Here is a 20,028-nt window from a genome sequence, read left to right as displayed (position 1 = left end):
CTCAGCGCAGGTGCGCGGTGGGCCAGGCCTCCATCCGGTGCGCCGAGTCCCAGAACAGCCATTCGTACTCACACGCGCGGGTGAACGCGGAAAACATGCGCGATCGGGTCACCTCGTCAGCCGATTCGGCGGCGCGGTCCACTGCTTCGCGGCAGCTGGTGACCGCGGCGGCGAACTCGTCGTCGGCGTAGGTGTCGATCCACGCCTGATACGGGTTTTCGGCGTCGCCGCTCTGGTTGGCCAGGATGTGCTCGCCGACGTGCTGGTAGATCCAGAAGCACGGCAGCAGCGCCGCGATCAGCTCCGGATAGCTGCCCGCCTGGGCCACGGCGAGCAGGTACGAGGTGTAGGCGAGGCAGGTCGGGGAGGTCTCGATGGCGTCGAGATCGGCTTCGCTCAGCCCGAACTTCTCGAAGTAGCCCTCGTGCAGCGCGCGTTCGACCACCACGGCTTCGCGGGCCGCACCGGCGAAGAAGCTGAGGTCGGCGGGGTCGGGCGCGCGGGTGGCGGCCACCGCCAGCGCCCGGCCGAACCCGATCAGGTAACGGGCGTCCTGGGCGAGGTAGAACTGGAACCGTTCGGGCGACAACGTGCCCGCCGCCAGCTCTTCGTTGAACGGGTGGGCCAACACGGACTGTTGTAGCTTCGCCGTGCGCCGCCACGCTTCGTCACAGAATCCGGGCATGTGCCCAAGCTACCGGCGCAACCTCGGGTGTGGTCGGCACGTCTACTGGGTAGTCACCTGGTAACGGGGAGGCGGAACAAGATGAAAAATCGTAACTGGGTCACCGTGGCTACCTTCGCGACGCTGGGCCTCGCCCTGGCGGCCTGCGGCGAACAGGCACCGCAGACGGCCTCCCCCGCGGCGAGCACACCGACCAGCTCGGCGTCGCCCACTTCGGAGACGACCACCACACCACCGGCCACCACCACCGAGAGCAGTGCGTCACCAGGGGGAGAAGCACCCGGCGCGAACGGTGACAACCTGTGCAAGGTCGACGACCTGACCATCACGCTCGGTGGCGGCGAAGGCGCGGCGGGCACCGTTTACCGCCAGCTCGAATTCATCAATTCGGGCAAGCGCACCTGCACCATCCAGGGCTTCCCTGGCGTTTCGTACACCGCGGGCGGCGACGAGCACCAGGTCGGCCCGGCCGCCTTCCGCGAGGGCACCAAGGGCGAGCCGATCGAGCTGGCGCCGGGCCAGAAGGCCACCGCCGACGTGGGCTTCGTGCAGGTCCGCAACTACGACCCCGGCACCTGCCAGCCGACGCCGGTCACCGGCATCAAGGTCTACCCGCCCCAGGAGACCGCGTACAAGATCGTGCCGTTCGAGGGCACCGGCTGCGCCAGCGAACAGATCCCGGGCAACCAGCTCACCGTGAAGACCATCCAGCGGTAGTGGCTAGGTTCGCGAGCAGATCTCCGTCGCCTGGTCGAGGTGCCAGCGGCCGCCCGCGTCGAAGTTCAGGCTGACCACCATGCGGTGCACCCCGTCGACGTGGTCGGCGAGCTGTTCGTAGGCGGGCTGCAGTTCGGCCGCGGCCTCGGCCAGCGACTTCGCCGCGGCCAGCCGGTCCAGCGTGCCCGGCGGCAGGCTCCGCCCGCTGACCGGCCCGGACGTGTCCGACAGCCCTTCGATCCGCGCCAGCGCGGCGCAGGCCGCGCGCGCGTCGGAGGCGGGCCCGGTCTCGGACCCGGACAGCGCCCACAGCGCACCGAGCACCGACCCGCCCAGCACGAACCCGATCACCCCGGCCAGCACCTGCCCCTTGGACAGCTGGGTGGTGGGGCCGGCTTCGTCGTCGCCCACGATCGGGTATTTAGCCACCCGCTGACCTGGGTGTACAGGCAACCGGGCGGGTTGAGATCTTCCCGTGCTCAGACGCCGGGGATCTGGCCGTTCCGGAACGCGTCGACGAACAGGCGGTGGTCGTCCCGGGTCAGCTCCGCGTAGGCGGTGCCGAACTCGGTCAGCTCCTTGACGAAGGCGTCCTCTTCGGTGCCGATCGCCGCCGCGATGGCTTCCTCGCACTGGAACTGGACCAGCGTCTGCTCCGAGTCCGAGTCGGCCACGCAGTGCATCTTCGCGGTGGCGCGGCCGAGGTAGTCCAGCACCGGCGCCATGTCCTCCGGCTCGGTCAGCTCCGACCAGTCGAGATCGGTCACGTACGGCGACAGCTCGGCGACCACGAACCCGGTGCCGTCCAGCTCGGTGTAACCCAGCCACGGGTCCGCGTGTGCCTGGAGCGCGCGCTGCGAGACCGCCGTGCGGTGGCCCTCGTGCCGGAAGTACTCGTGGATGCGCTCCTCGTTGACGATCCGGCTCGGCGCGGGCACGTTGCCCTGCTTCATCGACAGCACCACGTCGTTGTCCAGCGCCTGGGTGGGCCCCTCGACCAGGATGTTGTACGCGGGCAGCCCGGCCGAGCCGATGCCGAAGCCCTTGCGCCCCACCACGTCCTTGACCCGGTAGGTGGCGCTGCCGAACCGCTTGCCCGCCGGGATGGTGTCCAAATAGGACTCGTACGCGCGCTCGACCGCGGTGCGCTCGGCCGGGTCCAGCTCGCGCACCCCGGGACCGAGGCGGAACCGGCGGTCGTAGTCCTCCACCACGGTCACCTGGTCGAGCAGGCCGACCCTGGTGGACAGCCGCGCCTGCAGCAGCACGTCGTGCAGCAGGCCCTCGGTGGTGTCCAGTTGCAGCTTGAACATCTCGTCGCCGGGGCGTTCGGCGAACTCGCGCACCTGGCGGACGTAGCTGCGCAGGTAGGTGGCGATCAGCTGCTCGATGTCCACGTCGGAGATCGCCTTGCCCCAGGCCATCAGCGCCACCGACGCGGCCAGCCGCTTGAGGTCCCAGGTGAAGCTGCCGAGATAGGCCTCGTCGAAGTCGTTGATGTCGAAGACCAGCGCGCCGGCGGCGTCCATGTAGGTGCCGAAGTTCTCCGCGTGCAGGTCGCCCTCGATCCACACGCGACTCGTCCGGTCGTCGGCCCAGCGGTCGTGCTCGGCGGCCATGTCGGCGTAGAACAGGCACGCCGAACCGCGGTAGAAGGCGAACGGCGCGGCGGCCATCTTGCGGAACTTGCGGCGGAACGCACCCGCGTCCGCGCGCATCAGCTCGTCGAAGGCGTCCACGAGCACCTCGACGATCTCGGCCTGGCGCTGCTCCGGCGGGGTTTCGCGGATGCGGTCGGCGACACTGGGCAAACTGGCCTCCTGGTGATCAGCGCTCAGTGAGCCGCACCGGGGGCAGCCGCGTCAACCCGGCCTCACCCGACTGTTCCAGGAACGCCACCGCGTCCCGGCCGTCCACGTCGATGGTGGCGATGGCGTTGCCGAAGTGCGGGCCCGAGGTCCGCGTCCAGCGCAGCGGCAGCGGCGGCACCCCGGCCCGCCGCGCCAGCCGGTCGGCCACCGCCTCGGCCGCGCGCCACCAGCCGATCCGGAACACCAGGCGCATGTACCAGGGCACCGTGTTGTGCAACGGCGAGCAGGTCAGCTGGTTGATCGCGGCGGGCACCTCGGGCGCGTAGCCGGCCTTGGCGATGTAGGCGTGGTGCACGTCGCCGGAGAGCACGGAGATCGACGCGGGCCCGCGCTCGGCGCGGCCGGTGCGGGTGATCAGCCCGGAGAGCCGGTCGAACGAGGTGCGGAAGGCCGACCAGTGCTCCAGGTCGCCGGTCTGGCGCACCCATTCGGCGACGCGGCCGCGCAGGCCGGGGCGACGGCAGGCGACTTCGTTGGCGGACTGGAGCTGCGCCAGCGACCGGGGCAGCAGCCACGGCAGCGACGTGCCGATCAGCAGGTGGTCGTATTCACCGTCGGCGTTGCGCTCGATCCAGGTGAACTCGTCCTCGTCGACCATGGACCGGTGGCCGTCGTGCAGCACGCGGCCCGCCCTGGTGTCGATCACCAGCAACCGCACCGGGCCGAAGTCGCGCCGGTACGACCACCGCGCGCCCTTCTTGCCGTCGGCTTCGGCGTCGGCCTCGTGGGCGAACTCGCGCAGCGCGGGCAGATTGTCCACACCGGACTTGGTGACCTGCTGGAAGGTCGGGTCCTCGGCCAGTTCGGCCGGGGAGAGATTGCCGATGTGCTGGTAGATCCAGTACGAAGCGAGCGCGCCCTGGATGCGCTGTGGCCACCAGTCGAGCGCGGCCATCTGCTCGCGCCAGGCCTCGGAGGTGTTCCAGTCGTCGCGCACGTCGTGGTCGTCGAAGATCATCGACGTCGGCACCGTGGACAGCAGCCAGCGCAGCCAGTCGTCGTGCCACGCCTCCTGGTACAGCCGCGCGTACTCCTCGAAGTCGGCCACCTCGGTGCCGGGCGGCTTGCCGGTGTCGCGCCGGGAAGCCAGCCACGCCTGCATCTCGCGGGTGGTCTCGTCGGCGTAGACCTGATCTCCCAGCAGCAGCAAGGATTCCGGCCATTCGGACTCGTCGAGCGTGGCCATCCGGCGGGCGTAGGCGACCAGCGCGTCGTAACCGAGCGAGGGCATTTCGCGCGGTTTGCGGCAGGAACCGAAGACGATCCGGAATCGACCGTCCTTTTCGGACAGCGTGCGGATGCGCGGCGCGGGCCGGGTGTACCCGGGTGGCGGCCAGACCTGCTCACCGTCCAGGCGCACGTCGTACGGCGTGCTGGTGGCCGGTTCGAGCCCGGACAGGACCACCAGCGCGTAGTGGCGCCCGCCGGCGGCGAAGGTGGGCACACTGGTGCCGAGCACGCTGACCGTGCACGGGCCGTCGGTCTCCACCCAGATGGTGGCGGAATTCTCGTCCACGTGCCGCAGTTGCGGGCCCAGCACCAACCCGGTCATCTTCTTGTCCGTTCCTCGCAGAACTGCCAGAGCGCGTCGCGTTGTGCCGCGGTTTCCCGTGTGCGCGGCAGGTAGTGCGCCGGTCGCGGCGCGCGGTCGTGCCAGAACCGGCCGGTGGTCTCCGGGCGTCCGCCCTCCTCGGCCGCGGCGAGCCAGATCACGGTGTCCGCGCCCTGGCCGGCGTCGCGCAGCAGCGGGCCCATCACCTTGGCGAAACCGGGCAGCGAGCCGGTCACGCCCGGCGTGGCCGCCCAGCCCGGGTGCGTGCTGTGCACGGTGATCCCGTCGCATTCCAGCCGCCTGCCCCAGAGCAGCGCGAGCACCACCTGCATGCGCTTGGTCCTGGCGTAGGCCTTGGTGCCGTTGTACTCGCCCTCGCGGTACTGCGGATCGTCGACGCGCAGTGGCTGCGTGTACATCCCGCCGGACGACACGAAGATGACCCGGCCCGGCACGCCCTCGCGCAGGACCGGCACGAGCAGTCCGGTCAGCAGGTGCGGGCCGAGCACGTGCGTGGCGAGGGTGAGTTCGTTGCCCTGCGTGGTTTCGGCGCGTGCGGCCGGCATCGTGCCCGCGTTGTGCACCAGCACGTCCAGCTCGGAGACGGTGGCCGCGAACCGGCGCACATCGTCCAAATCGGACACATCGCAGCGGTCCACGCGCAGCGCGGCGCCGGGCACCTCGGCCAGGATGTCGGCCTTCGCGCGCTCGCCGCGCTGGGGGTCGCGGACCACCAGCCGCACCTCGGCGCCGAGCCGCGCCATGCCGGTGGCGGCGGCCTTGCCGAGGCCCGAGTTCGCGCCGGTGATCACCACCACCTTGCCGCGCAGCGCATCCGGCGGCAACGGATCCCAGAACCGGCGGCGCAGCAGGAAACCCAGCTTCGTGTAGCCGGGAACGACGGCGCGATCCGCGACCACGTCCAGGACTCTCGGGAGCACGCTCACGGCTATTACCGTGCCAGGCCCGTCCCGGTTCCGCAGTGCTCGGTTCAGGGGTACTGGTTCGGCTTCGTGGGCCGTTCGGCGTAGTCCGGCTCGCGGGCGGCGATCACCTCGGGGTCGCAGAGTTCCCGCAGCACGGCGAAACCCTGCGGGCTGCCGGTCCAGTGGCGGTGGATCGGCCCCATGCCGACCTGGCGGGCGATCGAGCGCAGCGCCGCGGTGGCCAGAATGGCGTCGTCCCGCCTGCCGACCGCGGGCACGAAGTCGGGCACCAGGTCGATCGGCGAGGCGAGATAGGCGAACACCAGGCTGATCCGGATCCGCACCCCACCCGGCTGGCTCTTGTCGGCGGCCAGGCCGCGCAGCAGCCGCAGCAGGTCGGGCAGCAGGCGCACGGCCTCGGGCAGCAACCCGCCCTTCGGCCGCCAGACCACCAGAGCGAGCAGCAGCGCGGGCCAGAGCAGCAACAGGCCGAGCACCAGGCCGAACACCATGTCGATCCAGAAAACGCCGGTCATGTCCCCCATTGTCCCGAACCGCGGGGTGTGCGGTCATCCGGCAGATCCCCTAGGTGGAACCGCTCAGCCGGGAAAGCTCAGCCCCAGCCGAGTTCGTGCAGCCGGGCGTCGTCGATGCCGAAGTGGTGGGCGATCTCGTGCACCACGGTGACCAGCACCTCTTCGACCACCTCCGCCTCCGACGAGCACATCGCCAGCAGCGGCTGCCGGTAGATCGAGATGCGGTCCGGCAGCACCCCGCCGTAGTCGGAGTTGCGCTCGGTCAGCGCGATGCCGTGGTAGAGCCCGAGAATGCCCGGCTCCTCCTCGTTGTACTCCTCGACCAGCACCACCACGTTGTCCATCGCGGCGGCGAACTGCGGTGGCACCTCGTCCAGCGCCTCGGCGACCAGTTCCTCGAACCGCGCGAGCGTCATTTCGACCGGCATCAGGTCCCCGGGGGCGGCTGTGGTTGTTCCGGCGGCACCGGCGACTCCACGCCGGACGGCGGAACCTGCTCGTGGTTGTCCGACGGCGGCTCGTTGCCGGCGTTCGGGTCGGCGGGTACCGCGGAGGTGGGCGGCGGCTCCGGGGTGGCGGTGGAGGTCTTCGGGGCCTGCCCGTCGGAGTGCAGGCTGCCGGTCACCGGGGCCAGCCCGCTGCCGTCCTCCAGCTTCGCGCCGACCTTGCAGTTGACCTTGGTGGACCCGGCCTCCCAGCTCTCGGCCTCCCGCAGGTCCCAGGTCAGGATCAGCTTCTTCTCGGTCAGGTCGGTGCCGCCGGTGTACTCCTCGGCGATCTTGCTGCACTCGGTGTCCAGCCAGGTCTTCTGGTCGTCCTCCGAGGGCACCTCGTCGCCGTCGAACTTGTCGGCCAGGTCCAGCAGCCCGATGATCTCGTAGGCGTGCGGCTGGGCGCAGTCGATCGGGTCGCCGACGGTCTTGCCGGTCAGCGCCAGGCAGGTGCCCACCTGCCAGACGTTCGACTGGTCCTCGTCGACCGCGCTGCCGGTCAGCTTCTGCAGCTGCCCGCCGGGCGAGGCCCACTGGAGGCCGCAGCGCAACTGGCGGTCACCTTCGGCCCATTCGGGCTCACTCGGGTGGAGGACGCCGATGGAGAGCTTGCCCACCGGGTCGAGCGGCTTCTTGAGGTAGCTCTCGGCGGTCTCCGCGCAGCGCTCCTGCCCGAGCTGCCGCCACTGCGCCAGATCCGGCGACGGCACGCCCGGCGGGTACTGCGGCGCCACGTCCACCACGCCGATCACCTCGAACAGGTGAGGTTGCTCGCAGCCGACCTTCCTCGCGTCGGCGGCGTCCGGGAGTTCCCAGGTCAGGCAGGTCCCCGGGGGCGAGTGGAAGGCTTCGCGCGCGGCCTTCTCTGCCTCCGACCGGCCGCCACCACCGCCGCCGGTGATGTCGTCGTTCCCCCAGGAGAACAGCACGCTGAGCGAGAGCGCGATGATCGCGCCCAGCGACACCCCGGCCATCAGCAGCCAGGTGCGCACGCGTTCGTTCCGGGAACGGAACCGTTCCGATTCGGCAGGCATCTACTCCATGATGCCTGCGCCGCCCAAATGCGCCAGCGTTCGGGTGACTAGTGTGGGCAGGGCGTAGTGCGGTTGGCCAGCGGTTACGGAGCGCTCGATGACGGAGAACACACCTGGGGGAGCGCAGCCCCCCGACCAGCAGCCCAAGCGCGGTTCCATGCGCTTCCAGGACGCGGAGACCACCACCCCCCGCGAACCCACCCTGGCGGAGCAGCGCGCCCGCAAGCAGGCGCTCGCCGCCGAACGTGACCGGGAGATCGCCGAACAGCAGGCACGGGCCGAGGCCGAGCGCAAGGCTTCCACCAAGCGGAAGGTGCTGATCGGCAGCGGGGTCACCGTCGGACTGGTCGGCCTGGTCGCGGCGTGGTACATCGCGGCGACGCCCGAGGAGGTCACCGCCACCTGCACCACCGCCGACGGCACCGTGGTGGACAACGACGACTATTGCGACGAGAGCTACGTCACCAGCCACGGCGGCCACTACAGCGGTGGCTTCATGTTCATCCCGATCCCCGGCGGCGGTTACAACCAGTACCGCTACAACTACGGCGGCACCGGCGTGCCGGGGCAGAAGATCAGCGGCGGTTCCTACACCGCGCCCTCGAACGCCAACGTGACCACCAAGTCCGGCAAGTCGGTGCAGCGCGGCGGCTTCGGCATCAGCAACAAGGGCTCCAGCGGCACCGGCAAGAGCGGGGGCTCCTGACTTGCACAGGGAATCCAGCACTCCCCGGCGGGACTGGCAGCGCACCGTCGAGGAGCAGGGCCTGGTGTTCGGCACGCCCGCGCGGTACGGCAGCGGGCAGTCGCGGCCCTACTGGGACGAGTCGGTGCACTACGTGCTGCCGATGGACGAGGTGCTCTCCGTCGAAGCCGACGTGGAACTGCTGCACTCGATGTGCCTGGAAGCGGTCGACAACGTCATCCTCACCGAGCGCTACCGCGACTTCGGCATCCCCGAATGGGTCTGGCCGCACATCGCCGAGTCGTGGAAGCGCCGCGATCCGCACGTCTACGGCCGCTTCGACCTGCGTTACGACGGCAAGAGCCCGGCCAAGCTGCTGGAGTACAACGCCGACACCCCGACCTCGCTGCTCGAGGCCGCGGTGATCCAGTGGCACTGGAAAACCGAGGTGTTCCCGGACGACGACCAGTGGAACTCCATCCACGAGAAGCTGGTCGAGCGCTGGGGCGAGATCGGCGACCTGCTGCCGTCGAAGGAACTGCACTTCAGCTGGTCCACCGCGGACCCGACCGGTGAGGACCACATCACCACCTCCTACCTGCAGGAGACCGCCGCCGAGGCGGGCCTGGACACGGTCGGCCTGGCGATCGAGGAGATCGGCTGGGACCCGGTGCTCAAGCGGTTCGTCGACCTCGAAGAGGCCCCGATGAACACCGTGGTGAAGCTCTACCCGTGGGAATGGGTGGTCGAGGAGGAGTTCGGCCGCTACGCGGTGGAGACGCTGCCGCGCACGCTGTGGGTCGAGCCGCTGTGGAAGATGCTGCTGTCGAACAAGGCGCTGCTGGCGATCCTGTGGGAGAACTACCCGGGGCACCCGAACCTGCTGCCCGCCTTCAACGACGACCCCGGCCTGCTCACCGAGTACGTGCGCAAGCCGAAGCTCGGCCGTGAGGGCGCCAACGTGCAGATCGTGGCCACCGGCTACGAAACGCAGACCGGCGGCGTCTACGGCGCGGAGGGTTACGTCTACCAGGCGTTCGACCCGCTGCCCGAGTTCGACGGCTTCCGCCCGGCGCTGGGCGCGTGGATCGTCGGCGACCAGGCGGCCGGGCTCGGCATCCGCGAAACGGCGGGCCTGGTGACCGACGACGGCGCCGCGTTCATCCCCCACCGCATCCCCGAGTGACCCGCGAATCGGATGATCAGGCACAATCCGCGCTGAGCACTCGCCCTAGCACCTGGGAGTACCTGTGACGACGACTCTCGCCCTGTCCGAGACCTTCGGCTCGGACCTGGTCCGCGGCATCGGCGCCATCCTGCTCTACGGCGTGATCGGCCTGCTGCTCATGCTGATCGGGTTCTACGCCATCGACTGGACCACCCCGGGCAAGCTGTCCGACCTGGTCCGCCGCGGGCTGCCGAACGCCGTCATCGTCACCGCCTCCGGGCTGCTGTCGATGGCGTTCATCGTGGTGGTGGCGATCTTCAACTCGGCGAGCGACCTGACCGAGGGCCTGATCACGTCGCTGGTCTACGGCCTGCTTGGCATCGTGGTCCAGGTGCTGGCGGTGCGCCTGCTGGAATGGGCCACCCGGATCGACGTCGGCTCCACCATCGAGAGCGAGAAGTTCGCCCCGGCCAGCATCGTGGTGGCCGCCGCGCACCTCGCCCTCGGTCTTGTGGTGGCCGTCGGCATCAGCTGATAGTCGGTACCGCCTTCCACCCAGTGGTCACGATCGGAAGTCTGCCGGGGGTCTCGGCGGCCCAGCTTCCCGCTGGACGCACGGCCGGAAGACCCGAGTACAACACCGGTACGCGGGTCTCCCGGCCGCACGCCCAGCGAAAACCTGGATCCACCGAATACCCCCAGCGAACTCCCGATCGCAACCACTAGCGTGGGAGGCGTGCGCCTGCTGAGGACACCGGACGACCGGTTCACGGACCTGCCCGACTTCGACTTCCCCGTGTTCTACGCGGACCTGGAAGACCCCGCCTGCGGCATCGTCAGAATGGCGTACGTCGAGGCGGGACCGCCGGACGGACCGCCGGTGCTCCTGCTGCACGGGGAGCCGACCTGGTCGTTCCTCTACCGCAAGGTGCTGCCGGTGCTGGCCGACGCCGGGCTCCGGGCGATCGCGCCCGACCTGGTCGGCTTCGGCCGGTCCGACAAGCCCGCCGACATCGCCGACCACTCCTACGCCCGGCACGTCGAGTGGGTGCGCTCGCTCGTCTTCGACGCGCTCGACCTGCGGCACGTGACCATCGTCGGCCAGGACTGGGGTGGGCTGATCGGGCTGCGCCTGGCCGCGGAGAACCTGGGCCGGGTGGCCGGGGTGGTGGCCGCGAACACCGGCCTGCCCACCGGCGACACCGACATGCCCGCCGAGTGGCACGCCTTCCGCCAGGCGATGGAGACCGCGCAGATCATGGACATCGCGAGGTTCGTCCAGGCCGGGACCAAAACGAAGCTGACCGGCGCCGAGCGCGCCGCCTACGACGCGCCCTTCCCCAACGAGATGTACAAGGCGGGCCCGCGGGCCATGCCGGGCCTGGTGCCGATCACCCCGGACGACCCGGCGAGCGCGGCGAACCGGCTCGCGCTGGCCACGCTGACCACCGCTGACCTGCCGATCCTGTCCGCCTTCTCCGACGGCGACCCGATCACCGCCGGCTGGGAGCCCGAGGTGCGCAAGCTCAAGGGCGCGGCCGGACTCGACCACCCGACCATCCGCGGCGCCGGTCACTTCCTCCAGGAGGACGCGGGCGCCGAGCTGGGGCGGGTGGTGGCGGGCTTTGTCGCCGGGCCTGCGACTACGCTCACCTCTCGTGATTGACCCCAGGACACTCCGCGAAAACCCGGAAGCCGTGCGCGCGTCGCAGCGCGCCCGTGGTGAGGACGAGGGCGTGGTCGGCAAACTGCTCGACCTCGACGCCCGCCGCCGGTCCGCGATCGCGAGTGCCGACTCCTTGCGGGCCGAGCAGAAGCAGCTCGGCAAGCAGATCGGCCGGGCCAAGGGTGAGGAACGGGACGCGCTGCTGGCCAGGGGCAAGGAACTGGCCGCGCAGGTGAAGGCGGCCGAGGCCGAGCAGGCGCAGTCCTCGGAGGAGTTCGAGGAGCTGCACCGGCTGGTGCCGAACGTGGTGCACCCCGACGCGCCGGTCGGCGGTGAAGAGGACTTCACCGTGCTCAAGCACGTCGGCACGCCCGCCGAGTTCGACTTCGAGGTCAAGGACCACCTCGAGCTGTGCGAGGGGCTCGACGCGCTCGACATGGAGCGCGGCGCGAAGGTGTCGGGCTCGCGGTTCTACTTCCTCAAGGGCGTCGGCGCGCAGCTGCAGCTGGCCCTGCTGAACATGGCCTCGGCGCAGGCCGCGGAGAACGGCTTCACGCTGATGATCACCCCGGTGCTGGTGCGCCCGGAGATCATGGCGGGCACCGGGTTCCTCGGCGCGCACTCGTCGGAGGTCTACCGGCTGCGTGACGACGACCTGTACCTGGTCGGCACCTCGGAGGTCTCGCTCGCCGGGTACCACGCGGACGAGATCCTCGACCTGTCGAACGGCCCAGCGCGGTACGCGGGCTGGTCGTCCTGCTTCCGCCGCGAGGCCGGGTCGTACGGCAAGGACACCCGCGGCATCATCCGCGTGCACCAGTTCGACAAGGTGGAGATGTTCACCTACTGCCGTCCCGAGGACGCGGAGGCCGAGCACGCCCGCCTGCTGGACTGGGAGGAGCAGATGCTGGCCAAGATCGAGGTGCCCTACCGGGTGATCGACACCGCCACCGGCGACCTGGGCACCTCGGCCGCGCGGAAGTACGACTGCGAGGCGTGGGTGCCTTCGCAGCAGGCCTACCGCGAGCTGACCTCGACCTCGAACTGCACCACGTTCCAGGCGCGGCGGCTCGGTGTGCGGTACCGCGACGAGAACGGCAGGCCGCAGACCGCGGCCACGCTGAACGGCACGCTGGCCACCACCCGGTGGATCGTCGCGATACTGGAGAACCACCAGCAGCCGGACGGCTCGGTCCGGATTCCCGAGGCACTCCGGCCCTATTTCGCCGGTCGAGAGGTGCTCTCCCCAGTACGGTGATGCCCGGGGGGACGACCCCCCGAACCCCCCGCCAAAAGAGGGTTAAGCATGTTCCACCGGATAGTCCTGCTCGCCGCCGCATTGCTGCTGACCGCCTGCACCACCGAGGTCGGCGGTGTCCCGCGGCCCGCGCAGGACGGTCCGGTGCTCACCGGGCTCGCCGCGCTGCAGCCGTGCGAGATCTTCACGCCGGAGCAGCTGGCGTTCCTGGAGCTGAAGGAGCCGCAGTACTACCCGGCCGAGGTCAACCGCAAGATCCCGCACGGCTGCCGGTGGATCGTCGAGGACGGCGGCTCCGTCGACATCGGCATCAGCACCCCCGAGATCACCGTGCGCGAGTACATGGCGGGCGCGGTGGCGGACACCTCGTTCGAAGCGGGCGGGCTGCCCTGGCAGGTGTACCAGGGCGTGGTCATCGAATCGCTGTGCGACCTGGTGGTCGAGTTCCCGGACCGCAGCTGGGCCCGGGTCGGCAGCAGCGACTTCTCCGGTGACGGCGACCCGTGCCGGGTGGCGAAGCTGGCCGCGCCGTTCGTCGCCGGGAAGCTGCCCGGCGGCGCGCCCGCGCCGCCGCCACCGGCGAAGCAGCAGTCGCCGCTGATCGGGCAGGACCCGTGCGCCACGCTGACCACGGAGGAAGCCGAGCAGATCGGGCTGCGGGCGTCGAGCGTGAAGCCGTTCCCGGCCGGGGAGACCTCGGACGGCTGCCAGTGGTCACCGGCCGACGAGAGCGGTGGCCGGGAGGACATCACCGTCACCTTCGAGTACGAGGAATCGATCGCGGATTCGGCGCCGGGCGAGAAGCCGGACGCCGAGGAGGACCTGGGGGGCCGCCGGTGGCAGATCTTCGACAAGCCAGCCGACATCGACGGCATGTGCCGGGTGGTCACGGCCGTTTCGGAGAGCTCGCACGTGGCGGTCATGTCGAGCAACTTCGTGGCCGCGGACAAGACGTGCGAGCTGGCCAAGGCCGCCGCGCCGCTGGTCGCGCCCAAGCTCCCCGGCTCGTGAGGCGGTTCGCGGCACTGGTCGCGGTGGCGCTGCTCGCCGGGTGCGCGGCGAAGGTGCCCGGGCAGGCGGTCGCCGGGTCCACGCCGGTGCCGAAGGAGGTGGCCGCCGATCCGTGTGCGCTGCTCACCCCGGAGCACGTGCGGCGGCTCGACCTGAAGCCGGGCGTGAGCAAGCCGGCGAACCCCACGCTGAAGCTGCCGCCGACCTGCGACTGGCCGCAGGCGAGCGACGACCGGAAGGACGCGGTCAGCGTCGGGCTGAGCACCGACCTGAGCCTGGCGGAGTACTTCGGCTCGTCGGAGCAGGGCGAGACGGTCGAGCTGGGCGGGTTCACCTGGACCCGGTACAAGGACCAGATCCTCGGCGACAGCTACTGCACCTACGCGACGGAACTGTCCGGGCGGTCCTTCGTCTACGTGGGCTCCGGGGACCGGCGGAACCCGGAGAAGTCCTGCGATTCGGTGCGCGAGGTGGTGCGGCTGGTCGCGTCGCAGCTGCCCGGCGGTGAGCCCGCGCCGCCGCCACCGGCGCCGAGCCCGCTGGCCTCGGTGGACGGTTGCGCGTTGCTGACCCAGGAGCAGGCCGACGAGCTGGGCCTGCGGCCGAACCCGCGCAAGCTGGAGCCGGGCTGGGCGGGCAACCTGCCCGGCGGCTGCGAATGGCGGCTGTCCACCGGGAACAGCGAGTTCGACCTGCTGGCGGTGCTGGTCGCGCCGGACCGGTCGGCCGACGAACTCGACTACCACTACAAGGCGTCCGGCGAGACCTTCGACACGGGCGGTCGGACCTGGGCGCTGCACCCCGGCGGGGACCGCGCGTGCACGGCGATCCTCGCCTACGACGACAGGTCCAGCGTCCTGGTCAACCGCAGCGACAGCGACAACGGCCCCTACTGCGACGAGGTCAAACGCGCGGCGCCCTTGGTAGCCGCGAACCTGCCGTAACTTGGTCTCGGCTCCGCTGCGACCTCACGTGACCTGGTCCGCGACGTGCTTGGCGATCTCCAGTGCGCTCGTCGCCGCCGGGGAGGGGGCGTTGAGCACGTGCACCTGGTTCGGCGCGGTCTCGATCAGGAAGTCGTCGACCATCGAGCCGTCCGGCAGCAGCGCCTGCGCCCGCACGCCCGAACCGTGGCGCACGATGTCCTCCGGCCGCACCGCGGGCACCAGCTTCGCCAGGCTGTTCGCGAACCGCTTCTTCGAGAACGACCGCCGCACCTCGTCCAGGCCGATCGGGTAGGCGTACTTCTTCGCCAGCCGCCAGATGCCGGGGAACCGCGCCACCTCGGCCAGGTCGGCGGGCGAGATGTCACCCCAGCGGTAGCCCTCGCGGCGCAGCGCCAGCACCGCGTTCGGCCCGGCGTGCACGCTGCCGTCGAGCATCCGGGTCAGGTGCACGCCGAGGAACGGCAGTGACGCGTCCGGCACCGGGTAGATCAGCCCGCGCACCAGGTGGCGGCGGTCCTCGCGCAGTTCGTAGTACTCACCGCGGAACGGCACGATGCGTGCCTTCGGCGTCAGCCCGGCCAGCCGCGCGATCCGGTCCGAGTGCAGCCCGGCGCAGTTGACCAGCGCGTCGGCCCGCAGCACGTCGGTGCCGGTGGCGACCTCCACCTTCGAGTTCCGGCTGCGGATGCCCAGCGCGGGCGTGCCCAGCCGCAGGTCGGCCCCGGCTTCTTCGAGCAGGCGCACCAGCGCGCGGCAGACCCCGGGGAAGTCGATGATGCCGGTGGACTCCACCCGCAGCGCGCTGACGCAGGCGACCTCGGGCTCGTAGTCGCGGGCCTCGTCGGCGCTGATCAGCTTCGCCGGCACGCCGTTGGCCTCGGCGCGCTGGGCCAGCACGCCCAGCGCGGGCAGTTCGGCTTCGGAGGTGGCCACCACCAGCTTGCCGCAGACCTCGACGCCGACGCCGTGCTCCTTGGCGAAGTCGATGATGGAGCGGTTGCCCGCCACCGACATCCGCGCCTTGAACGAGCCCGGCTTGTAGTACAACCCGGCGTGCACCACGTTCGAGTTGTGCCCGGTCTGGTGGGCCGCCCAGTGGTCTTCCTTCTCCAGCACGGTGACGTGCTCGCCGCGGCGGGTCAGTTCCCACGCCGTGGCCAGCCCGATGATCCCGCCGCCGATGACAACAACGTTCTTGCGCACGGTCCCGCAGCGTACGTGAGCCGTCCGCGGACCGGGCGGCGCCTCAACCTAACGTCTGTCAGGTACAGTACCTAACAGATGTCAGGTAAGCGGCTGACCCGGGGCGAACGCCGGGAACGCATTCTCGCGGCGGCGGCCGAGGTGTTCGCCGAGCGCGGGTACGACGGCGCGGGCATGCGCGAGGTCGCCACCCGCGCCGGGATCAGCACCCCGGTGCTCTACGACCACTTCCCGGCCAAGGCCCAGCTGTACTCCGGGCTGCTCCAGTCCGAAGTGGACAGCCTGCAGGCGGCCTGGGGCGAGCGGCCGGCGCCGCGTGACGCCGAGGAACTGTTCACCACCACGGTGGACGCCATCTTCGGCTGGATCGAGCGCAACGAACGCGGCTGGCGAATGATCTTCGCCGAATCGCCCGCCGATCCGGAGGTGGCCGAGGTGCACCGCCGCGCGCAGGCCCGCGCCACGGAGAAGCTCGCCGAGCTGTTCGCCGCCGTGCCGCTGGCCACCGACCTCGACCGCACCCGCGCGAACGAGCTGTTCGCCGAGACCTACAAGAGCGCGGTCAACGCGATCGCCGGCTGGTGGTGGCACCACCGCGACCTGCCGCGCGCACGAGTTGTCGCGCTGACCACCGATCTGCTGTGGCACGGGCTGCGGCGGCTTACCGAGGAGGCTCCATGACGGCAACCGAGCGGTACCGCGAAGGCGGCGAGAAGGCAGACCTGGACCTGGTGCTCAGCGCGTTCGCCGAGGACGCGGTGCTGATCTCACCGCTGACCGACCGCGCGCGGTTCACCGGCAAGGCGGAGATCGCGAAGATCGTCGCGGTCGCCTTCGCCCGGATCGAGGGCATGCGGTTCCACACCGACACCGGCGACGAGCACACCCGCGCGCTGGTCTACACCGGGCGGATCAACGGCGTGCCGATCGAGGAGGCCGCGGTGGCGCGGCTGAACGAGGACGGGCTGATCCAGGAGCTGACGTTGTTCGTCCGGCCGCTGCCCGCGCTGGTCGAGCTGATGGGCGCGTTCGGCCCCGAACTGGCCCGGCGCAACGACCGCCCCGGCGCGGCGAAGGCGCTGGGCCTGCTGGTCAAGCCGCTGATCGGCATGGTCCGCGGTGGGGACCGCTTCGCGCTGCCGCTGGTCATGCCCCGGCGGCGTCGAGCGCCAGCGGCGGACTGAGCGCCTGCCCGCGCGCGTAGGCCCGGTCGAAGGCGTCGTCGCCCAGGTTTTCGCGGACCGCGGTGGTGATCCGGGTGACGTCGGCGTCCCCGGCGCGCACCCCGCGCAGCGCGACCGCCGCGCCGAGCAGGAACGCGGCCCGTTTCGGTTCACCGTGGTGCAGCGCGATCCCGGCGAGCCCGTCCACCGCGTCGGCGGCGGCGGTGTGGTCGCGGGCGCTGACCGGCGCGGCCAGCGCCTCGCGGTACCGCCGCTCGGCCGCCTCCACGGCACCGGTCGCCTCGTCGATCCGGCCCTCGGTGACCAGCAACTGCGCCTGGATCATCTCCTGGGTGAACCCGCCGGTCGAGCATTCCGCGCGCGACCGGCCGAGCAGTTCGCGGGCCAGCGCGTATCGCCCGCGCAGGCGCGCGATCTCGGCGAGGCCGTGGAACGCCGACGCCAGCGCCTCCGGCGTGCCCGCCCGCCTGGCCAGGTGGATCGCGCGCTCGTAGTCGGCCTCCGCCCCGGCGAGGTCACCGTGCACGCGCCGCCGGTCGGCCCGCTGGTACAGCAGTTCGGTGGTGTCGTCGGTGGCGCCGATCAGCTCGGTCAGCGCGAGCGCCTCGTCCGAGAGCGTCACCGAGGCCGCCAGCTCCCCGCGTCTGCCGAGCAGCAGCGCGTAGTGGCTCAGCGCGAGCGAAAGACCCCAGCGCTCGCCCAGTTCGCGGTAGGCGTCCACGGCGTCGCGCAGCAGCCGCTCGGCGCCGTTGTTGTCGCCCTGCAGCATGTGCTTGAGCCCGGTGCCCATCAACGCGAGGCCCTGGCTCCACGGATCCCGCGCGAAACCCTCGGGCCCGCGGCGGTCGGCGGGCGTGCCGGGATCGGGCGGCCCGGCGACCAGGCCGACCACCATCGCGACCATCGGGTACCGCGGCGGCCGGGTCCAGTCGCGCGCGAACCGGCGGACGACGGCCAGGTGCTCGTCGAGCGGTTCGTGCGCCGGCGTGCCCGCCACCGCGTTGGCCACGCACAGCACGAACTCGTCGTGCAGTCCCGGCGGCGGTTCGGGGCCGACACGCAACGCGACGTCCCGGCAGAGCATCGAGCCTTCGAAGCGGCGGCCGCGCATCCACCAGTACGTGCACAGCGGCGCCACCAGGCGCAGCGCGAGTTCCGGCTCGGCTTCGGTGGCCCAGCGCAACGCGGCCAGCAGGTTCTCGTAGTCGGCGTCCAGCGCGGCGAGCCAGTCCAGCTGCTCCGCGCTGCGGATCTGGGGCTCGGCGGCTTGGGCGAAGGCGAGGAAGTGCTCGGCGTGGGCCCGCCGCAGCCGTTCGGTTTCGCCCGCCTCCGCCAGCTTCTCCGCGCCGAACGCGCGGATGGTTTCGAGCATCCGGTACCGGCCGTCGGCGCCGAGTTCGACCAGGGACTTCTCGGCCAGCTCGCCGATCTCACCGGCCCCGCAGACCGCCGCGACCGCCGCCGCGGTCGCCCCGCCCGCGAACACCGACAGCCGCCGCGCAAGCGTTTGCTCCTCGGGGTCCAGCAGGTCCCAGCTCCATTCGACGACCGCGCGGAGCGTGCGGTGGCGTGGTGCCGCGGTCCGGTCGCCACGCGAGAGCAGGGTGAATCGGTCGTCCAGCCGGACGGCGATCTCGCCGAGGGGGAGCGACCGGACGCGGGCCGCGGCGAGTTCGACGGCCAGCGGCAGCCCGTCCAGTGCCGCGCAGATGCGCTGCACGTCGCCGACGGTCCGCTCGTCGACGGTGAAGCCGGGGCGCACGGCGGCCGCCCGCTCGGCGAACAACCGGACGGCCGGATACGTCACCGCGTCGGCGGGTGGTGCGCCCGGAGGCGCCACCGGCAGCGGCGCCACCGGCCAGGTGGCCTCGCCGGTGATCGCCAGCGGCTCGCGGCTGGTCGCCAGCACCCGCAACGCCGGGCAGGCGGCCAGCAGGCGGGCGGTGAGCGCGGCGGCCTCGTCCACCAGGTGCTCGCAGTTGTCCAGCACCAGCAGCAGGTTCCGGGTGGCCAGCGCCGCGACCAGCCGGTCGGCGGGCGGGGTGGCCGGGCGGTCCGCGGGAAAGGTGCTCTCCCGCAGGCCCAGCGCGCTGAGCACGGCCTGCGCGACGTCGGTGTCGATCGGGGCCAGCTCGACCAGGCAGGTCTCGCCGGGCCAGTGCCGCGCCGCCTCCACGGCCAGCCGGGTCTTGCCCGCGCCGCCGGGGCCGGTGAGCGTGACCAGCCTGCCGTCGCCGAGCAGCGCGCTCACCTGACGCAGGTCACCGGACCGGCCGAGAAAGCTGGTCAGCGCGGTCGGCAGGGTCGAGCGCGGGGCTTCGGGCCGTGCCTCGGCACGCAGCACGTCCAGGTGGATCGCGGCGAGTTCCGGTGACGGGTCGACGCCCAGCTCGTCGGCGAGGGTCCGGCGCGCGTCCTCGAACGCGGACAGCGCCTCGGCCCGCCTGCCACCGGCGTGCAGCGCGCGGACCAGCTGACCACGCAGGCGTTCGCGCAGCGGGTGCGCGGCGACCAGCTCCCCGAGTTCGGCGACCAGCGCCTGGTGCTCACCGCGGCCCAGGTCGGCGTCGATCCGGTCCTCCAGCGCCGCCAGCCGCAGTTCTTCGAGCCGGGCCGCGGCGGCCCCGGCGTTGGGTGCGTCGGCCAGCGCGGGACCACGCCAGAGCGCCAGCGCCTCGGTCAGCCGGGCGGCGGCACCCGCGTGGTCACCGGCGGCCAGCGCGCGGCGGCCGCTGTCCGCGAGCCGTTCGAACCGGTGCGCGTCCACCTGCTCCGGGGCCACGTCCAGCCGGTACCCGGCGGGCAGCAGCTCCACCGCGATCCCGGCCTGACGCAGCCGCGACACCTGCGACTGCAGCGCGTTCACCGGGTTGGCCGGCGGCTCGCCGCCGTAGAGGCCGTCGAGCAGCCGTTCGGCAGGCACCACCCGGCCCGCGTCCAGCAGGAGCAGGGTGAGCAGCGCGCGCACCCGCGGCCCGCCCACCGGGAGCGGCTCGCCGGTGGCGGTGAGGACCTCCGCCGGGCCGAGGATGCCGTACCGCACCGGCACATCCTCTCCCGGACGGCCGGGTGGGTGCTGGGGGGACGGGAAACG

20 protein-coding genes are annotated in these 20,028 nt (G+C 71.5%); 10 read left to right on the top strand and 10 right to left on the bottom strand.

The genetic code is table 11. From position 1 onward, the window contains the following. Window position 1: 1 nt before the first annotated feature. The gene (tenA, locus tag A4R43_RS28750; RefSeq protein ID WP_113695152.1) at window positions 2–685 is read right to left on the bottom strand and encodes a thiaminase II; all 684 of its coding nucleotides are present in this window, start codon (window positions 683–685) and stop codon (window positions 2–4) included. 81 nt (window positions 686–766) lie between these two features. Between tenA and A4R43_RS28745 the strand changes: the two genes are divergently transcribed. Then, window positions 767–1,402: a DUF4232 domain-containing protein gene (locus tag A4R43_RS28745; RefSeq protein WP_113695151.1), complete on the top strand. Its 636-nt coding sequence runs from the start codon at window positions 767–769 to the stop codon at window positions 1,400–1,402. A gap of 3 nt (window positions 1,403–1,405) precedes the next feature. On the opposite strand, the gene A4R43_RS28740 is transcribed toward A4R43_RS28745, so the two are convergent. The 7 genes from A4R43_RS28740 to A4R43_RS28710 form a co-directional block, all read right to left on the bottom strand. Next, entirely contained in the window at window positions 1,406–1,813 is a 408-nt protein-coding gene (locus A4R43_RS28740; protein WP_113695150.1) for a hypothetical protein, read from the bottom strand. A 68-nt stretch (window positions 1,814–1,881) separates the two neighbouring features. Next, window positions 1,882–3,120, bottom strand: coding sequence for a DUF2252 domain-containing protein (locus A4R43_RS28735; RefSeq protein WP_113697958.1), 1,239 nt, complete (start codon window positions 3,118–3,120; stop codon window positions 1,882–1,884). Window positions 3,121–3,229: 109 nt separating this feature from the next. Continuing rightward, window positions 3,230–4,825, bottom strand: coding sequence for an alkaline phosphatase D family protein (locus tag A4R43_RS28730; protein ID WP_113695149.1), 1,596 nt, complete (start codon window positions 4,823–4,825; stop codon window positions 3,230–3,232). Continuing rightward, window positions 4,822–5,772, bottom strand: coding sequence for an SDR family NAD(P)-dependent oxidoreductase (locus A4R43_RS28725; RefSeq protein WP_113695148.1), 951 nt, complete (start codon window positions 5,770–5,772; stop codon window positions 4,822–4,824). Before A4R43_RS28725 ends, A4R43_RS28730 begins: the two co-directional genes overlap by 4 nt. 44 nt (window positions 5,773–5,816) lie before the next feature. After that, a complete protein-coding gene (locus A4R43_RS28720) occupies window positions 5,817–6,287 on the bottom strand; it encodes a YkvA family protein (protein WP_113695147.1) in 471 nt (156 codons plus the stop codon). Between the two features lie 77 nt (window positions 6,288–6,364). Further along, on the bottom strand, window positions 6,365–6,715 hold the full coding sequence (locus A4R43_RS28715) for a metallopeptidase family protein (protein WP_113695146.1): 351 nt from the start codon (window positions 6,713–6,715) through the stop codon (window positions 6,365–6,367). After that, the gene (locus A4R43_RS28710) at window positions 6,715–7,812 is read right to left on the bottom strand and encodes a septum formation family protein (protein WP_113695145.1); all 1,098 of its coding nucleotides are present in this window, start codon (window positions 7,810–7,812) and stop codon (window positions 6,715–6,717) included. The genes A4R43_RS28715 and A4R43_RS28710 overlap by 1 nt, the downstream gene beginning before the upstream one ends. Before the next feature lie 97 nt (window positions 7,813–7,909). On the opposite strand from A4R43_RS28710, the gene A4R43_RS28705 reads away from it, so the two are divergent. From A4R43_RS28705 to A4R43_RS28675, 7 genes are all read left to right on the top strand, one after another. After that, complete coding sequence (locus A4R43_RS28705) at window positions 7,910–8,518, top strand: hypothetical protein (protein ID WP_113695144.1); 609 nt, start codon at window positions 7,910–7,912, stop codon at window positions 8,516–8,518. A 1-nt stretch (window position 8,519) separates the two neighbouring features. Then, entirely contained in the window at window positions 8,520–9,683 is a 1,164-nt protein-coding gene (locus A4R43_RS28700; protein WP_113695143.1) for a glutathionylspermidine synthase family protein, read from the top strand. 64 nt (window positions 9,684–9,747) lie between these two features. After that, complete coding sequence (locus A4R43_RS28695; RefSeq protein WP_113695142.1) at window positions 9,748–10,200, top strand: DUF350 domain-containing protein; 453 nt, start codon at window positions 9,748–9,750, stop codon at window positions 10,198–10,200. Window positions 10,201–10,401: 201 nt separating this feature from the next. Continuing rightward, entirely contained in the window at window positions 10,402–11,331 is a 930-nt protein-coding gene (locus tag A4R43_RS28690; protein ID WP_113695141.1) for a haloalkane dehalogenase, read from the top strand. Then, window positions 11,324–12,589, top strand: coding sequence for a serine--tRNA ligase (gene serS, locus A4R43_RS28685; protein ID WP_113695140.1), 1,266 nt, complete (start codon window positions 11,324–11,326; stop codon window positions 12,587–12,589). Before A4R43_RS28690 ends, serS begins: the two co-directional genes overlap by 8 nt. 48 nt (window positions 12,590–12,637) lie before the next feature. Then, entirely contained in the window at window positions 12,638–13,600 is a 963-nt protein-coding gene (locus tag A4R43_RS28680; RefSeq protein WP_113695139.1) for a DUF3558 family protein, read from the top strand. Then, window positions 13,597–14,544: a DUF3558 family protein gene (locus A4R43_RS28675; protein ID WP_162788634.1), complete on the top strand. Its 948-nt coding sequence runs from the start codon at window positions 13,597–13,599 to the stop codon at window positions 14,542–14,544. Before A4R43_RS28680 ends, A4R43_RS28675 begins: the two co-directional genes overlap by 4 nt. A 24-nt stretch (window positions 14,545–14,568) precedes the next feature. Here the strand turns inward: A4R43_RS28675 and lhgO are convergent, their stop codons facing one another. Further along, a complete protein-coding gene (gene lhgO, locus A4R43_RS28670) occupies window positions 14,569–15,750 on the bottom strand; it encodes an L-2-hydroxyglutarate oxidase (protein WP_113695137.1) in 1,182 nt (393 codons plus the stop codon). Between the two features lie 78 nt (window positions 15,751–15,828). Between lhgO and A4R43_RS28665 the strand changes: the two genes are divergently transcribed. Together A4R43_RS28665 and A4R43_RS28660 are read left to right on the top strand one after the other, a co-directional pair. Then, complete coding sequence (locus A4R43_RS28665; protein WP_113695136.1) at window positions 15,829–16,431, top strand: TetR/AcrR family transcriptional regulator; 603 nt, start codon at window positions 15,829–15,831, stop codon at window positions 16,429–16,431. Further along, window positions 16,428–16,934, top strand: a complete 507-nt coding sequence (locus A4R43_RS28660) for a nuclear transport factor 2 family protein (protein ID WP_113695135.1) — start codon at window positions 16,428–16,430, stop codon at window positions 16,932–16,934. Before A4R43_RS28665 ends, A4R43_RS28660 begins: the two co-directional genes overlap by 4 nt. Here A4R43_RS28660 and A4R43_RS28655 read toward each other — a convergent pair. Then, on the bottom strand, window positions 16,897–19,977 hold the full coding sequence (locus A4R43_RS28655) for an AfsR/SARP family transcriptional regulator (protein ID WP_113697957.1): 3,081 nt from the start codon (window positions 19,975–19,977) through the stop codon (window positions 16,897–16,899). The genes A4R43_RS28660 and A4R43_RS28655 overlap by 38 nt on opposite strands. Between the last annotated feature and the right edge of the window lie 51 nt (window positions 19,978–20,028).

Origin of the sequence: Amycolatopsis albispora (genome assembly GCF_003312875.1) — a bacterium.
Taxonomy (GTDB): domain Bacteria; phylum Actinomycetota; class Actinomycetes; order Mycobacteriales; family Pseudonocardiaceae; genus Amycolatopsis; species Amycolatopsis albispora.
This window is presented reverse-complemented; position numbering and strand designations above follow the sequence as displayed.

Bases quoted from the DNA above. Each gene is read 5' to 3' on its own strand.
- tenA (WP_113695152.1), bottom strand. From the start codon at position 685: ATGCCCGGATTCTGTGACGAAGCGTGGCGGCGCACGGCGAAGCTACAA.
- A4R43_RS28745 (WP_113695151.1), top strand. From the start codon at position 767: ATGAAAAATCGTAACTGGGTCACCGTGGCTACCTTCGCGACGCTGGGC.
- A4R43_RS28735 (WP_113697958.1), bottom strand. From the start codon at position 3,120: ATGCGCGCGGACGCGGGTGCGTTCCGCCGCAAGTTCCGCAAGATGGCC.
- A4R43_RS28730 (WP_113695149.1), bottom strand. From the start codon at position 4,825: ATGACCGGGTTGGTGCTGGGCCCGCAACTGCGGCACGTGGACGAGAAT.
- A4R43_RS28720 (WP_113695147.1), bottom strand. From the start codon at position 6,287: ATGACCGGCGTTTTCTGGATCGACATGGTGTTCGGCCTGGTGCTCGGC.
- A4R43_RS28715 (WP_113695146.1), bottom strand. From the start codon at position 6,715: ATGCCGGTCGAAATGACGCTCGCGCGGTTCGAGGAACTGGTCGCCGAG.
- A4R43_RS28710 (WP_113695145.1), bottom strand. From the start codon at position 7,812: ATGCCTGCCGAATCGGAACGGTTCCGTTCCCGGAACGAACGCGTGCGC.
- A4R43_RS28705 (WP_113695144.1), top strand. From the start codon at position 7,910: ATGACGGAGAACACACCTGGGGGAGCGCAGCCCCCCGACCAGCAGCCC.
- A4R43_RS28680 (WP_113695139.1), top strand. From the start codon at position 12,638: ATGTTCCACCGGATAGTCCTGCTCGCCGCCGCATTGCTGCTGACCGCC.
- A4R43_RS28665 (WP_113695136.1), top strand. From the start codon at position 15,829: ATGTCAGGTAAGCGGCTGACCCGGGGCGAACGCCGGGAACGCATTCTC.
- A4R43_RS28660 (WP_113695135.1), top strand. From the start codon at position 16,428: ATGACGGCAACCGAGCGGTACCGCGAAGGCGGCGAGAAGGCAGACCTG.